This is a genomic window from Pseudomonas sp. GL-R-26 (assembly GCF_019947365.1).
Classification (GTDB): Bacteria; Pseudomonadota; Gammaproteobacteria; order Pseudomonadales; family Pseudomonadaceae; genus Aquipseudomonas.
In genome coordinates, this window is record NZ_JAGYGI010000020.1 from 47,702 (window position 1) to 62,347 (window position 14,646).

17 protein-coding genes are annotated in these 14,646 nt (G+C 52.5%); 13 read left to right on the plus strand and 4 right to left on the minus strand.

What is annotated here, in order from left to right; genetic code table 11:
- Position 1: 1 nt before the first annotated feature.
- Both KGA96_RS20370 and KGA96_RS20375 read right to left on the minus strand, forming a co-directional pair.
- Complete coding sequence (locus tag KGA96_RS20370) at positions 2–772, minus strand: fumarylacetoacetate hydrolase family protein (protein WP_223457534.1); 771 nt, start codon at positions 770–772, stop codon at positions 2–4.
- Positions 769–1,443 (minus strand): fumarylacetoacetate hydrolase family protein, encoded by a 675-nt coding sequence (locus KGA96_RS20375; protein ID WP_223514704.1) that lies wholly within the window; start codon positions 1,441–1,443, stop codon positions 769–771. The genes KGA96_RS20370 and KGA96_RS20375 overlap by 4 nt, the downstream gene beginning before the upstream one ends.
- A 180-nt stretch (positions 1,444–1,623) precedes the next feature.
- Between KGA96_RS20375 and hpaA the strand changes: the two genes are divergently transcribed.
- A complete protein-coding gene (gene hpaA / locus KGA96_RS20380; RefSeq protein WP_223514707.1) occupies positions 1,624–2,526 on the plus strand; it encodes a 4-hydroxyphenylacetate catabolism regulatory protein HpaA in 903 nt (300 codons plus the stop codon).
- Positions 2,527–2,653: 127 nt separating this feature from the next.
- Complete coding sequence (gene hpaR, locus KGA96_RS20385) at positions 2,654–3,076, plus strand: homoprotocatechuate degradation operon regulator HpaR (RefSeq protein ID WP_223457538.1); 423 nt, start codon at positions 2,654–2,656, stop codon at positions 3,074–3,076.
- Between the two features lie 53 nt (positions 3,077–3,129).
- On the opposite strand, the gene KGA96_RS20390 is transcribed toward hpaR, so the two are convergent.
- Positions 3,130–3,693 carry a MarR family winged helix-turn-helix transcriptional regulator gene (locus tag KGA96_RS20390; protein ID WP_223514710.1) on the minus strand — a complete coding sequence of 188 codons (564 nt, stop codon included), beginning with the start codon at positions 3,691–3,693 and terminating at the stop codon, positions 3,130–3,132.
- 269 nt (positions 3,694–3,962) lie between these two features.
- Here KGA96_RS20390 and KGA96_RS20395 point away from each other — a divergent pair, with 269 nt between their 5' ends.
- The 7 genes from KGA96_RS20395 to KGA96_RS20425 all read left to right on the plus strand — a co-directional run bounded on the left by KGA96_RS20395 (position 3,963) and on the right by KGA96_RS20425 (position 10,194).
- Positions 3,963–5,210, plus strand: a complete 1,248-nt coding sequence (locus tag KGA96_RS20395; RefSeq protein WP_223457542.1) for a Rieske 2Fe-2S domain-containing protein — start codon at positions 3,963–3,965, stop codon at positions 5,208–5,210.
- A 77-nt stretch (positions 5,211–5,287) separates the two neighbouring features.
- The gene (locus KGA96_RS20400; protein WP_223514713.1) at positions 5,288–6,247 is read left to right on the plus strand and encodes a PDR/VanB family oxidoreductase; all 960 of its coding nucleotides are present in this window, start codon (positions 5,288–5,290) and stop codon (positions 6,245–6,247) included.
- Positions 6,248–6,344: 97 nt separating this feature from the next.
- On the plus strand, positions 6,345–7,190 hold the full coding sequence (locus KGA96_RS20405; protein ID WP_223514715.1) for an ABC transporter substrate-binding protein: 846 nt from the start codon (positions 6,345–6,347) through the stop codon (positions 7,188–7,190).
- Between the two features lie 13 nt (positions 7,191–7,203).
- Positions 7,204–8,193 carry a fumarylacetoacetate hydrolase family protein gene (locus KGA96_RS20410; RefSeq protein WP_223514718.1) on the plus strand — a complete coding sequence of 330 codons (990 nt, stop codon included), beginning with the start codon at positions 7,204–7,206 and terminating at the stop codon, positions 8,191–8,193.
- Between the two features lie 11 nt (positions 8,194–8,204).
- A complete protein-coding gene (locus KGA96_RS20415; protein WP_223457551.1) occupies positions 8,205–8,675 on the plus strand; it encodes a PaaI family thioesterase in 471 nt (156 codons plus the stop codon).
- 53 nt (positions 8,676–8,728) lie between these two features.
- The gene (locus KGA96_RS20420; RefSeq protein ID WP_223514721.1) at positions 8,729–9,271 is read left to right on the plus strand and encodes a cupin domain-containing protein; all 543 of its coding nucleotides are present in this window, start codon (positions 8,729–8,731) and stop codon (positions 9,269–9,271) included.
- Entirely contained in the window at positions 9,268–10,194 is a 927-nt protein-coding gene (locus KGA96_RS20425) for a 3-keto-5-aminohexanoate cleavage protein (RefSeq protein WP_223457555.1), read from the plus strand. The genes KGA96_RS20420 and KGA96_RS20425 overlap by 4 nt, the downstream gene beginning before the upstream one ends.
- Positions 10,195–10,308: 114 nt before the next feature.
- Here KGA96_RS20425 and KGA96_RS20430 read toward each other — a convergent pair whose 3' ends face one another.
- Positions 10,309–10,950 (minus strand): TetR/AcrR family transcriptional regulator, encoded by a 642-nt coding sequence (locus KGA96_RS20430; protein WP_223457557.1) that lies wholly within the window; start codon positions 10,948–10,950, stop codon positions 10,309–10,311.
- A 244-nt stretch (positions 10,951–11,194) separates the two neighbouring features.
- Here KGA96_RS20430 and KGA96_RS20435 point away from each other — a divergent pair, with 244 nt between their 5' ends.
- The 4 genes from KGA96_RS20435 to KGA96_RS20450 all read left to right on the plus strand — a co-directional run bounded on the left by KGA96_RS20435 (position 11,195) and on the right by KGA96_RS20450 (position 14,575).
- The gene (locus tag KGA96_RS20435) at positions 11,195–12,193 is read left to right on the plus strand and encodes a fumarylacetoacetate hydrolase family protein (protein ID WP_223457560.1); all 999 of its coding nucleotides are present in this window, start codon (positions 11,195–11,197) and stop codon (positions 12,191–12,193) included.
- A 98-nt stretch (positions 12,194–12,291) separates the two neighbouring features.
- A complete protein-coding gene (locus KGA96_RS20440; protein WP_223457563.1) occupies positions 12,292–13,218 on the plus strand; it encodes a VOC family protein in 927 nt (308 codons plus the stop codon).
- 18 nt (positions 13,219–13,236) lie between these two features.
- The gene (locus tag KGA96_RS29930; RefSeq protein WP_223514724.1) at positions 13,237–13,587 is read left to right on the plus strand and encodes a Rieske 2Fe-2S domain-containing protein; all 351 of its coding nucleotides are present in this window, start codon (positions 13,237–13,239) and stop codon (positions 13,585–13,587) included.
- Positions 13,588–13,672: 85 nt separating this feature from the next.
- Positions 13,673–14,575, plus strand: a complete 903-nt coding sequence (locus KGA96_RS20450; RefSeq protein WP_223514726.1) for a transporter — start codon at positions 13,673–13,675, stop codon at positions 14,573–14,575.
- Positions 14,576–14,646 lie beyond the last annotated feature (71 nt).

Sequence of the window (14,646 nt, forward strand, 5' to 3'; positions counted from 1 at the left end):
CTCAAGCCTCTTTACGTGCGGAGAAAAAATCCGCTTCGCTGACAATTCGATTAACGAGGCGACCAACACCTTCGACCTCCACGATCACTTCATCGCCTGGAACTACGTCTGCAAGGCCTTCCGGCGTACCGGTGGCGATCATGTCGCCGGGCTGCAGGGTCATGAAACTGGACAGGTATTCGATCAGGTAAGGAATGTCGAAGATCATGTCTTTGGTCGAGCCTTCCTGGCGAAGCTCACCATTGATCCAGGTGCGCAGTTTCAGATTGCCCGGATCGGGGACATCTGCAACATCGACAATCCAGGGACCCACCGGGGTCGTGGCGTCACGGTTTTTTACCCGCAAATTAGGGCGGTAGTAGTTTTCCAGGTAATCGCGGATCGCGTAGTCGTTGCATACGGTGTAACCCGCCAGATAGCTCAGCGCATCTTCACGCTTGACGTTGCGCGCAGGCTTGCCGATGACCGCAACCAGTTCGCACTCATAGTGCATGTAGGCAACGTTGTCAGGTCTCCAGGTGATCTGATTGTGGCCGGTGTAGGTGCCCGTTGATTTAACGAACACCAAAGGTTCGGTTGGCGGCGCGAAGGCGAGTTCGGCAGCGTGATCGGCATAGTTCAGGCCGAGGGCAAACATGTTGCCATGGGCCGGCGGCAGCCACTCGACCTGGTCTTCACTGAGGGAGCGGCCATCGCTCAGATGCACGATGTTGTCTGCATCAACCGTGACGGAATGTATTTGGCTTTCGAATCGGATACGAGCGTGTTTCATACGGTGCCCTCCTGCTCGGCAACGATGACATTGGTCAGGCATCCCAGACCCTGGATTTCTACGTCTACGCGGTCACCTGGCAGGACATCGACACGACCCGAAGGTGTCCCGGTGATCAACACATCTCCGGCATACAAGGTCATGAACTCGCTGATTTCGGCGATCAGCTGAGGAATCTTGCGTACGAAGTTTGCGGTGGAGTCTTCCTGTCGAAGCTCGCCATTGACTCGTAGTTGCAGGGTCAAGTCATGCGGATTGGCAAGCTGTTCGCGCGGTACAAATTCAGGGCCGATGGCGCAGAAACCATCGCGACATTTTGCTTTCACGGCAGGGCGGTAATAGCTCTCTTCCGGAAGACTGAATTCGTTGACGATGGCATAGCCAGCAACGTGATTCATCGCCTCGTCAACACTGACTCGACTGGCATCCTTGCCGATCACCACCCCCAGAGCCGGGCCAGGTTGCAATGAAACTCCTGCACCGGGATGCACCACGGCGCCGCCATGTACGTTGCGCGTATTCGGCGTCTTGATGAACAGAACCGGTTTGACAGGCAGCTTTTGATACGGCGGCTGCTCGAATTCAGAAAGGCGCTTCAGCAGCAATCCCTGGTAGTTCAGCGCTACACCGAGCAGGGTGCCGGTCGCAATGTCATGCAAGGCATGGCTCATGCTTCTCTCCTGGCAGTGGCGGGACTGGAGGTGTCCGGCCTGATTATTGTTAACATGTTATCGTTATAGTTAATATGTTAATGATCGTCAAGCACCTTATCGTTCATGGCGATTTACTCGCAACGGGTGCACCATGGGGGGGCGGGGGATGTCGGGACTAAGAAAAATGAGAAGTGTGTGATGAGCGATCGGTATCCAATTCCTAACATCAACATCGGCCAGGTCTACGATCAGCGCTACAGCGATAGCGAGGTGCATTACGACAAGCTCGGCAACCTGGCGGGTTTCTTTGGGCGCAACATGCCAGTGCACCGCCATGATCGATTTTTCCAGGTGCATTACGTCAAGAGCGGAACGGTGAGGGTCTATCTTGATGATCAGCAGTACGTCGAGTCGGGTCCCATGTTTTTTCTCACCCCACCGACGATTCCCCATTCTTTCGTGACGGAGGCGGACAGCGACGGCCACGTGCTTACCGTTCGCCAGCAGTTGATCTGGCAATTGATCGAAAGCGATCCCGGGCTGGCACTGGGTCCGCAACTGCCCCCTGCTTGTGTGGCGCTTGATCACCTGAGGCCTGAGCTGCAAAGCGAAGCGCGGCGACTGACATTTCTATTCGAAGAACTGCGAGGGGAGATGAACAGTGGGGCCGCCGGTCACAGTGCAGCGGTGTTAAGCCTGACTCGACTGATCATGGTCAGCGTATTACGGCTGTGCGCAAACCCTCTCGAAGCGACGCCCACGCGACGTGAAGACTTGCAGATCTTTCATCGATTCAATGCGCTGATTGAAGAGCATTATCTGGAGCACTGGGCGCTTGGCCGTTATGCGCAGGCCATTGGTGTTACCGAAGCGCGGCTTAACGACGTCTGTCGACGTATTGCCGATTTGCCATCCAAGCGCTTGGTGTTCGAAAGAGTCATGCAGGAAGCCAAGCGTCTGCTGTTGTTCACGGGCAGTTCGGCAAATGAAATATGCTACCTGCTGGGCTTCAGGGACCCGGCGTATTTCAGTCGTTTTTTTCAGCGCAATGCTGCAATGACACCAGGAGAGTATCGCCAGCGACATTCGGGTTTTCGCTAACGACTTGTGTTTTTTTGCGGCTGAATCGTGTTTGTTTCTGGACACAGGTGTGCGGCCGATTTCCAGGCGGTTGCGCTGCTGAAGCACCAACCGTAAGCTGTTGGCTTGTTCACATAGCCCAATCAAAATGTCCAATCCCAGACCTTCCTTGACACTCACCTTGCTCCAGGCTCGCGAAGCGGTAATGACGTTTTTCCGTCCTGGCCTTAACGATCATGACTTGACCGAGCAGCAGTGGCGAGTCATTCGAATCTTGCGCCAACAGGGCGAACTTGAAAGCCACCAGTTGGCACATCAGGCCTGTATTCTCAAACCCAGCATGAGCGGTGTACTCAAGCGCCTGGAGCGCGACGGCCTGGTTATTCGCAGGAAATCGGCTGAAGATCAGCGACGCATTTTCCTCAATCTGACTGAGCAAGGACATGAATGCTTTTTGTCGATGAGCGAGGGGATGGAGCGCAATTACCTCGAGATCCAGCGGCAGTTTGGTGAGAAGAAACTGCAGAAATTGCTCGAGCTACTCGAGGATCTTAAAAAGATTAAGCCCTGAAAAGGGCTGGCTGCTTTTTCAAATCGGCGACATCCGCAGTCATGAAGTGCTCATCACAGACTGGGATCGTCAGAGCGTGCGAGCGGGTTTTCACTGAGGGGAGTAATCTCCATCCACCCGGCTTCCAGCGAGTGCAGTAGATGGCCAATCTGATCAAGCTCACCTTCTTCGCTATCGAGCGAAGCGAGGCATTTGGAGCTTGATTCCGCCAGGCGGGTGATGGCGACATCAACCAAGCGCATTCCTTCCTCACTCAATTGAATCAATTGACCTCGGCGATCACGTGGATCGGGAATCCGGTTGGCGACGCCGCGTTCTACCAATTTGTCCGCTCGATAGGTGGCAGCGCCTGACGTCACCTTCAGCAGACGAAAGACATCGGTAGGGCGCATGCAGTAAGGCGGGCCGCTTCGCCGTAAAGCGAACAGCAGCATGAGATCCTTCATTCCCAGTTCAAGGTCGTCCGCGATTACCTCAATGTGGTGATCGATCAACATGGCGAGGCTTCGGATTCGGAGAGTAATCGCCAATCCATGGTGATCCAGATCCGGACGTTCGTTACGCCACGCTTGCGCCACGGCCTCAGGGCTGGCGGCAGGAAACAATAAATCGTTCATGCAAAATCCATCAGGTGGCTTTGAGGTGATCATACCTCAGTGCGAACCAGGTGTGCCCTGCAGCTATGGCGCTGCTGAGGCGATGAACCCAAGTGCATTGAGGCCGACGGAGCGTTCATCGTAAAGCGTTAACATGGTAACGAATTTTCTTGACGATCGGTAAAGGTGAGCATAGCCTAAAACTATCTTAATAATTGAGATACTTCTTTATTAAGATAGTTTTGGCCGCCTGGCTGCGGCTCTTCTAAAAAACAAGAACGGGACTCGCTATGCTGACCGCTGAACAGAACCGCCTGCTGACGGACGTTTCCCCTGGCACACCTCTGCACAGGTATTGGAAACGGCAATGGATTCCTGCACTGCGCAGTGAGGCGCTTGAGCCGGGAGGCACGCCGCAACGTGTCGAATTGCTATGCGAAAAATATGTCGCCTTTCGCGCAGATGATGGCCATGTCGGATTCCTTCATGAGGCGTGCCCACACCGCGGCGTTTCGCTGGCGTTGGGTCGAAATGAAGGTAACCGTCTGACTTGCATCTTCCATGGTTGGAGTTTTGACACGCAGGGCAACTGCACCAAAATGCCAACCGAGAAAGACCAGACTTTTTGCAAAAAGGTAAAGGGTCAGGGGTTCGAGGTTCGCGAGGGTGGCGGTATTGTTTGGGTGTACTTGGGGGAGGGTGAAGCGCCGGCCTTCACCGACTATGCATTCACCTATTTTGATCGTAAGCACGCCAGACCGCGGGCTTCCTATAACGAAGCGAACTGGTTGCAAAACGTCGAAACGTTGATGGACTCGGCCCATATCGGACTGCTGCACCATGACACCACGGCGAACCCGGAGCTTCCCCAAGCTGGGCTTCAGCTCGTCACTGGCAACGACACCCCCAAGTACACGCTGGAAAGCAAGCCGTATGGCTTGCGGTCGTATTCGTTGCGCACCACTGGTCAGGAGCAGGACTACCTTCGGGTTACCGAGTTCGTAGCACCGGCGACCGCGTTCATTGGTACCACCGAACAAGAAGCGGGTTTTCTGATCATCGTGGTGCCAGTCAACAATACGCGCAGTCTTCAGTGGTACGTCTATTGGGATTCGCGCCAACCTATCGATGAAAATCTCCCGGATTTCGCGCTACTCGGTACCGATGAATCCGACGACAACTTCGCAGCGTCCCGCCAAGGTCTTTCCAACTATGGGCAAGATCGCGAAGCAATGCGTGCCGGTCGGAGCTGGACAGGTGTTCCGGGCGTTATTTTTGAGGATTATGCCGTTGCGGAGAGCATTCCCATCGTCGATCGGACACGGGAGTTTCTGGGTAGCGGGGATCTCGCAATTGTCCGTTTACGGCGTGAATTGATGGAGCGGATCCGCCAATCGGAAGCCAATGAAGACAGCATCCAGGCGCAAGCGAGCGATTACCGTTCATTGAGGGCGTTGGCTGACATGATTCCTGTTGGGACCGTCATTCAGGACTACACGGAGCAGGTGCGTCAAGAACGCAGAATGACTTATCTCTGAGCCCGTTAGGCCGTCAGATTGATGAGCTGGCGGCCGAACGCTCCAATAACAATCCATGGTTCGGGCTAGGTTGCGAAATGCCAAACACATTCCAGGTGTACATCAAATCAGTCACCCATGAGGCAGATGGGGTACTGGCGTATGAGCTAAAAGGGCTGGAGGGCGTGACGCTTCCTGCATTTACTCCGGGGGCCCACATTGACGTCATTGCGGAGGCTATTCCTCTGCGCAGTTACTCCTTGCTAAACGAACCGTCCGAGAGAAATCGTTACGTCATAGCGGTAGCCAAAGACCCTAAAAGTCGTGGTGGATCGATCATGATTCACGAACGCTTGCGTCCCGGGGACAGGTTGCAGGTCAGTGAGCCCAGAAATCTGTTCCCCCTCTCTGAAGGCGAGCACCGTTCTGTGCTGATCGCGGGTGGGATAGGGGTTACGCCGCTTTGGTGTATGGCGCAGCATTTGAATAGCAAAAACATGGACTGGGAGCTGCATTACTTCGCTCGCAGTGTTAACCACGCCGCGTTGATCGACGCGATGCAAGGTCACATCACCCAGGACAAGGTCCAGTTGCTGTTGGGGTACGACGTCGAGGCTACCGTCGCTCACATCCAGGAGGTTTTCCGTGGTGATGATGGAACCCGGCATTACTATTGTTGCGGGCCTGCGGGGATGATTCAGGCCTATTCTCAGCAAGCAAAGGCGCTTTCCATCGCTGATAGCAGAGTTCACTTCGAGAGCTTTATACCGCTGCAGGAAGCCGCGACATCGGGTGGGTATGAGATCGTACTGGCGAAGACCGGGAAGACCCTCAAGATGGAGCAGGGCAAAAGCATACTCGATGCGCTGATTGAAAACGGTGTAGAGGTGATGCATTCCTGTCGCGAAGGCATCTGTGGTGCTTGTGAGGTGCGGGTGCTGGAGGGCACGCCAGACCATCGCGATTCAATTCTCAGCGAGGCAGAAAAGCAGGCGGGCAAGACTGTCTTTGTCTGCTGCTCAGGAAGCAAGACGCCTCGTATGGTGTTAGACCTGTAATACCCGCCCTCTGGCGGGTTTATCAAGCATAGGTAGGCTCGTTGACAAAACGATACGTATAGTTTTATATATAGAGTACTTTCAACGAGAACAAAAAATGTCCAACGACTCTCTGCGTGTGATGTGGTTTGTCCCTCCTGCCATTGCGGTAGCAGCCTCGTGGCAAATGCCGGCAGATTTGCGCCTCGAGTCTTCGATGACTCAATCGTCTGATGAGCAGTACTCGTCACTGTGTGCAGGAGAGGTCGACGCGGTCGTAACGTCGATCGACAACGTTCTGCACTGGAACCGCCGGCAAGGTCCACAAGACTTCGTGGTGATTGCTCAGATTGAAACCACGACGCCGTTACAACTGGTCGGCTCCTCGGCCATGTCAGCTCCTGCGGATTTGCGCGGTGCCAACATTCTGGTGGATGCCCCTGAGAACGGTTTTGTCATTGCCCTTCGAGCGCTACTCAAGGAAGCAGGACTCCTTTCTGACGACTATCGCCTGACACCCGTTGGCGGGGTGCGTGAGCGGTTTACGGCTCTTGTTGCGGAGGAGGGTGATGCGACCTTGCTCGGGCCGCCGTTCGACACCATGGCGGTTCAGCGGGGACTCAAGAAAATTGCAACAATTCAGGATGTATTTGCCAATTTTCCAGGTCAAGGATTGGTCGTGAGGAAATCGGTGAGTCATGCGAATGAAGCTCTGAAAGCGTGGGTACGCATCCTCAACGCAACGCTAACGACCCTGCCTGTCGACATGGCAAAGCTGACAGAGGCTTTGGAGGTACTTGGCATGCCTGTCGAAGCAGTAACAGCACTGGTGAATACATTCCCTGGAACTCTGACGCCTTCTCGCGAGGGTATTGAACTTCTTATTGGACAGAGAGCGCTGCTTGGGTTACCCGGCGCGGATTTTACCTATGAGCAAATTGTCGACGGCTCATTCTTACAATAATTCGGAGGTGCACATGAAGAAGTTCTCGCTCGGTACATTTTCTTTAAAAACCAATCCGCAGCACCGCTTTGCTGGTCTGGTTGTCGACGGAAAAGTTGTTCCAGTCAGCAGTGTGGCTGAGGAGTTCGGGGTTGATATTCTCCGAGAAAAAAATGTGCTGTCGCTACTGGAAAACTGGGATGCCAGCTGCGCCGCGCTCGAATCGATTGTGAGTAAAGCCACTACTTCCTCTTGGTATAATGAAGATCAACTCACGTTTCGCCCTGCGATTGACCTGCCGCGGCAAGTGTTCTGCACAGGCGCAAACTATCGAAAGCATGTAGTGGATTTGACCGTTGATTCAAATGTCGGACCAGAAGGGCTGAGCAAGGAAGAACTGAGGAAGTGGGCCGAAGATATGATGGATCAGAGGGTGGCTAATGGAGAACCCTATGTATTCACCAAGCCAGTCTCTGCAATTTCGGGTGCCTATGAGGACTTGGTACTTCCACCCACTACCAGCAAGCCGGACTGGGAGTTGGAATTGGCCGTAGTGATAGGCAAGGAGGGGTACAATATCCGGGCGGAAGAGGCCATGGATTATGTCGCCGGTTATACGATCATCAATGACATCTCGGCTCGTGACCTGATTCCACGCACTGACTACAAGATGCTCGGTACAGACTGGCTGAGATCGAAAGGGCAGCCAGGCTTTCTTCCGCTTGGTCCGTATCTGGTTCCCAAGCAGTTCGTTGAAGATCCACACAACCTCTCGATGCAACTGACAGTGTCCGGCAAAACAATGCAGGATGAGACGACTGCAGATATGCTTTTTGGAATTGAACAACAAATTGCATACATCTCGAAGTACGCAAAGCTATTGCCAGGTGATGTGATTTGTACCGGATCCCCTGCAGGCAATGGAACTCATTACAATCGTTTCTTGCGCGACGGCGATATTATGGTTGGCACAATTGCCGGACTGGGTGAGCAGCGGCAAAAGTGCATCAGTTATCCAGGTTGAGGTAACGTATTATGCAAACGATCGATGACAATCCAGATCGGGCCTTTTTGGAGCGTGTTATTTCAGAGGCCCAATTCGACATCCCGTTTGAATTGACTGCTGGACTAAGTGCGCTTGGCGCTCGGTTGGTTCATGGCCGCCCTGGAGCTGTCGAACTCAGTTTCGAAGCGCCAGTAACAGCCATTCAGGGAAATGGTGTTATAGCCGGTGGCACCTTGATGACCATGCTCGACTATGCCATGGCTTTTGCAGTGCTCAGCATGCTGCCCTGCGGGCAAACCTGTGCCACTACCAGTATTACGGTGAATATGCAGGCGGCTGCGAAACCGTCGTTGTTGAAAGCAAAGGCAACAGTTGAGCGTGTGGGTCGTCAGATTGCATTCGCCAGAGCCGAACTTCATGACCCTCAGCGAGAAGTGCTGGTCGCCAGTTCGTCAGCAACATTTGTGGTTATGCCGGTGAGTCGCCTAAAGGCGGCATGAGTCAAAAAAAATTTAGTTAATTACGAAACTAAACGAACCGTTTTTGAGGCTTCATGATGAATAACATTACCGAAGTGGCCTATAAGCCAGTACGGAGAATTGTCACTGGTCATAACGAAGCTGGTGAGTCGATTTTCACCAGTGACGCCAATACTCCAAATGTTCTGGCACAAGCTGGTAAACCGGTCGCACAAGTCGTTTGGGCAACGGGTGCGGGGCGCGCGGACGGCTTGGATCCAGCGCCAGCCGGACACAAATTTGGTTTTCATTCTGAGGATGGTTCGCTTCTTCGGATAGTCGACTTCCCACCAGACGAGGCTTATGACCAAGAAAAGTTGGTCGAATTTCTCGATAACGAAGGTGTTCGCGACAAGAAGAAGCCTCGACATTTCTGGTTCCACAAAACGGAATCGCTTGATTACGCCGTGGTACTCGAGGGCGAGATTGTCGCGATGATGGATCACGGTGAGACCGTTATGCGGCCAGGAGACGTACTGGTACAGCGCGCAACGAACCACAGTTGGTCGAATCGTTCAGGGCGTAACTGTCGAATGCTGTTTGTCCTGTTAGCGCTGAAAGAAGGAGAAAAACTGTGAGAAAAATTATCATAACCGCCGCTATCACAGGTGGTGCTCATACGCCGTCGATGTCTCCTCATCTGCCGGTTACTCCCGAAGAGATTGGCGATCAGGCGATCGAAGCAGTAAAAGCGGGAGCGGCGATCGTTCATCTTCACGCCCGAAACCCTGAGGATGGTCGGCCCACTGGCGATCCTGAAATCTTCCGTCAGTTCGTGTCTCGAATTAAGGCCGAAACGGATGCCATCGTGAACATTTCTACGGGCGGTGGAGGCCCGGGAATGGCAATTAGCGAGCGCGCGGCGGCAGGTGTTGCGCTGCAACCGGAGATGTGCTCCCTGAACATGGGGTCTATAAACCTAAACCTTTCCGAAATGGCCAGCAAGGATCGAGAGTGGCGTTACAGTTGGGAAGTGGAACATCTTAATGCCACAAAGGATCTTGTCTTCCGTAATACTTTTTCCGATATCGAATGGATCCTGCGTACCATTGGGGATACCGGTACCCGCTTTGAGTTCGAGTGTTACGACGTCAGCCACTTGTACACGCTAAAGTATTTCCTGGATAAAGGACTGGTTAAGCCGCCGTTGTTCATTCAGACAATTTTTGGCTTGCGTGGTGCCATGGGGGCTCATATCGAAGATGTGATGCATCAGAAGCGAACCGCAGATCGTCTATTTGGTGATCAGTATCACTGGTCGGTATTGGGCGCAGGTAAAGACCAGATGCCACTAGCGACTCTCGCGGCCATTATGGGCGGCAACGTCAGAGTGGGTCTTGAAGATAGCTTGTACATTGGGCGCGGTGAGTTGGCGGTTTCTAATGCCGCACAAGTGCGGAAAATCCGAAGTATCGTGGAGCAGTTGGGATTTGAAATCGCTACGCCTCAAGAGGCGAGGGAAATGCTCGCGCTAAAAGGAAAGACAAATACTGCGTTCTAGATCCAGCTGGCCCACCAAGTGGCTGGGCATCCTGTAGATAAAGCGTTGACTCTGTTGTGAAATACAAATGCCGGCCATCAGGCCGGCATTGTATTTTGGAAACTATAACGATCTTCAGAATTTAGAGCCCAGCAATTCGCATATGTAATTGATATGCGATTCAGCAAAGGATTCGTCCAGAGGGGCGTGACCTATCATCAGGCGCATATAAACCGGCCCATAGATCAAGTCCATTAGCACTTCGACATTTGAATCTTTTGAAATGTCGCCGCTGTTTTTCCACTCTTCAAGCATCTCTCTGACGACTGCTCTGCGGCCGTAATGAAATCGCTCACGGAAGACTCGAAGAATGGCAGGATCAGATTGACCCTCGGCAATGATCTGAGCGACGAGCCGGCCAGGCCATCCCGAATACTGCATCACCAAAGAACGGAAATGATGTGCTATGGCGTCGCGTGGGCGCATTCCTCGAGGAAGCGTTGTTTTTACCAAATGCTGCTCAATAAACGCATCGATGACCACAGACGCCTTGGATTCCCACCATCGATAAATGGTCGCCTTACTGACACCAGCCTCTCGAGCTATTGCTTCGATAGATATCGCTTGAATCGATTTGTCCTGAAGAAGGCTGATAGCAGCCTCCAGGATCTGTCGACGCGTCGCTTCACTGCGAGGGCGTCCAGCAGGCGATGAGGTTTTCTTGACCTGCATTGGGTTCTTTGGCTCTGCGGGCTTGAAGTGGTCTGACTGATTCATTGTAAATCTTAAAAACGAAACGAGACGAATAGTATATTGTTCGTCTAGCTAAATTGCCACTTAAGCTGTTTCGGTTCCCTCAACTCTCTGTGGCTCTAGCCAGGAAAAGGTTCTGGTTAGAGCCACAGGAATCAATCGATACTCATCCTGGTTTTTGCTCTTTACAAAACGGTGCGTGTCGTATAGATTTGAGTCCTACAGACCTGATTCAGGCTCATTTAGTCAATAAAAAGAGGGAGATCACATGAAGCTCGGCCGAATTTCTGTTAACGGGCCCGACGGCGCGGAAGCTCGTTTGGTGCTGGTAGTCCCAGAGGAGCGCCGGGTCATTGACCTGAAGCGCGCGCTCCATGAACAGTTGGTCAAGGACGGCTCTTCCCGGGAAGCTGCTCTGCAATACGCCAATGCTGTTTTCCCTGGCAGTATGTCGGCGGCAATTGCGCTGGGCACACCGTTTACCCAGGCAGCTGAAAAGATCAATGCAAAGCGGCCGGATGCACATTCAATCTCATTTGATAGCGTGCAGTGGTTGCCAGCCTCGGATCCCTCTGTGGTGCGAGATGGGCTGACTTTCGTGGGGCACATCAAGGGCTTCCATGAAAAAATTGGCCAGCCGCCAACGCCAAATCTTTTGAAGGTGCCTGGCTATTTCAAAGGTACCCCGCATACGGTCATTGGGCATGAGGCGGAAGTTCCGTGGCCAGGATACATCCAGCACATGGACTACGAGCTGGAGCTTGGCTACGTCATCGGAAAGCGTGGAGAAAGTCTGCGTCCTGATAACGCGCTTGATCACCTGTTTGGTATCACCATCTTCAACGATTTCAGTGCCCGCGATTGTCAGGCAGTCGAAATGCCGATTGGGATGGGCCCCACCAAGTGTAAAGATTTCGCCTACGGTATCGGGCCTTGGATTACCACCGTAGATGAATTCAAAGACCTGGACCGGATCGGCATGGAAGTTCGCGTCAATGGCGAGACTTGGGGCAAAGGTGACAGCTCCAATAAGCTGTGGACGATTGGCGAGCTCATTGCCTGGGCCAGCCTTGGTGAAGCCATCGTGCCTGGCGATGTGATCGGTTCGGGTACCATGGGCGGTGGTTCAGCTTTGGAGCTTGATCGTAAGCTCCAGCCAGGTGATGTCGTCGAAATGATTGTTGAGGGGGTCGGAACCCTGCGCAACACAATGGGGCAACCTATCTCGGGTCTTTGGTGGCCCGAAGAACGCAAGCCATTCATGTGACGTGTATTTGAAATTCACGCGCGCATCAGAGATCTCAGGCCCGGGCGCAAAAGTACGGGCCTGATAAAACAAAAACGCATTCTTTGATAGGTGTTGAAATGAACATCCTTGGCCCGGACACTTTGTATTTTGGTGTTGACGATGTCGCGCTCTGCGAGCGCTTCCTGGAGGATTACGGCCTTGAGCCGGTAGGGGGCGGACGCTTTGAGGCATTAGATGGAACTGGTGTAGTCATCAAGCATCGTGACGATCCGGCTTTACCTGCCTGGAATTTGCCGACTGCAAACATGTTGCGCAAGACAGTGTACGGCGTAAAAGACATCGCGACTCTCGAGAGTATCCAGAAGGAGTTTGAGGGCGAGCGTGAAGTCAAGGTTTTGGCCGATGGTTCGCTGGAGTTAGTGGACGATCTCGGATTCTCTCTGGGCTTCCAAGTCTCGATCAGAAAGCCGCATAAACTGGCCGCCGAGCGTGTAAACGCGCCTGGAGATATTCACCGTCCTGCGAACAAGACCGGTGTAGATGACAGTTCCGAGCTCGCTCCCAAGCCACGAACGCTCTCCCACGTTGTCTATTTCGTTCCTGATGCCGAGAAGGCCGAGCGCTTCTATGCGGATCGTCTGGGCTTCAAACTCACAGACAAATTCGTCGGAATGGGCCCATTCCTGCGTCCTGCGGGTACTTTCGATCACCATACCCTTTTCTTCATTCAAACCCCGCCGCATTTGCAGGGATGCGAGCATTTTACCTTCCATATGGGGGGGCCACAGGAAGTACTGCAAGCCGGCTACGCGTTTGCTGCTAAAGGTTACGAGTCATATTGGGGGCCTGGGCGACATAAGTTTGGGTCTAACTGGTTCTGGTACTTCAACACCCCATTGGGTTGCCACATCGAGTACGACGCCGATATGGATCAGCATGACGATGATTGGTCGCCGCGCGTAGCCCCTGCAATCACCGATAACTCCCAAGTGTTCCTGTTCCATTGGCGTGAAAAATGGGCTCCCGGCGGAAAGCCTGATTGATAAGGGGGTAAGTCAAAGATGGCAAAATCTGATCGCCGCAGGCTTTGCCATCTCGAGCAAATTGCACCAGGGCAATCTTTGGGGTTCAGGACGGAAAGCATAGGTCACGACGACATTTTTTTAGTCAATGAATGCGGGAATATTTTTGGCTATAAAAATTCTTGTCCCCATTGGCCCGGTTCAACTATGCCGGTGCGCAAGAACCGATATCTCGACAGTGAGTCCAGGCATATCGTTTGTAGTGGCCATGGTGCGTTGTTTGAAATTAATTCAGGTTTGTGCATAAAAGGTCCCTGTCTTGGCTTGCGTTTGACTCCTGTGAGTTTGGAAATTTCTGAGGCGGGAGAAATATTTTTCTTGGGAGAGTAGCATCCCAAAGATTTTTGGCAGATTTTTAGTTGTTTAATTGCGTCAATTACCATTGCCAAGAACAAGAACAAGAAAGGAAAGTGTGATGAAGACTCCAGCTGATTTTCGCCTGGTGATTTGTGTTGGTGTATTGCTGTTTACCGCCAAATCGATGGCGCTTGAAGGTGGCACTTCCAGTTATCCATTGGGTATTGTAACTGTCATGAGTGGGGCAGTAGGTGCTCCAGGCGAAACTCATGCCTATACATACAATAAAACTGTTGCCATAGACTCAATTCGAGATAGGCAAGGAAATAAAGTATTTCCGAAGGCTAAAGGAAGAGTCCACGCTCATGCTTTGAGGTTAGTACACACGCTTGATGGGCCAACACTACTTGGCGGTAACGTTTCATTGCAGCTCGCAGTTCCTTACGTTGACGGTCACCTGGATATCCCTGCACTGGGGCCATTTGGTAGAGACTCCTCGAATGGAATGGGCGATCCATTATTCGGTGCCTTGGTCAGTTGGCAGTCTCCAACCTATCTACATAACCTGGAGTTGGATTTTGTAGCGCCTTGGGGCAAATATGATGAGCACGCATTGGTCAATCCAGGAAACAATAGTAAAGCAATCTATGCTGCCTACGCTTTTACCTGGTTTCCAATGCCGCAAGTTGAGGTCAGCTCGAAGGTCAGTGTTAACTACAGTTACGAAAATCCAAAGACTGATTATAAGTCTGGTGTCCAGGTCGCTGTTGACTATGGGTTTAATTATCGGCTGACCCAGAATTGGCTGGCAGGTATTGGTGGGTATTTATCGACGCAGTTGAATGATGACCAGTCCCACGGGGATGATGTAGGTAATCGAACCAAGTCAATAAAAGTCGGACCACAACTGGGCTACGCAAGTCGGGACTTTGGAATAGTACTCAGCTATCAGAAAGATGTTTATGCCCGAAATGCCTCGGAAGGTGACGCAGTGATGCTCAATGGAATGTTTAAATTTTAATTAGGTGCTGCAATTTTCACGCTTGGCTTCTAATGCAAGCGTTTTTTTTAAATGAAAATCACTGCTGGGGG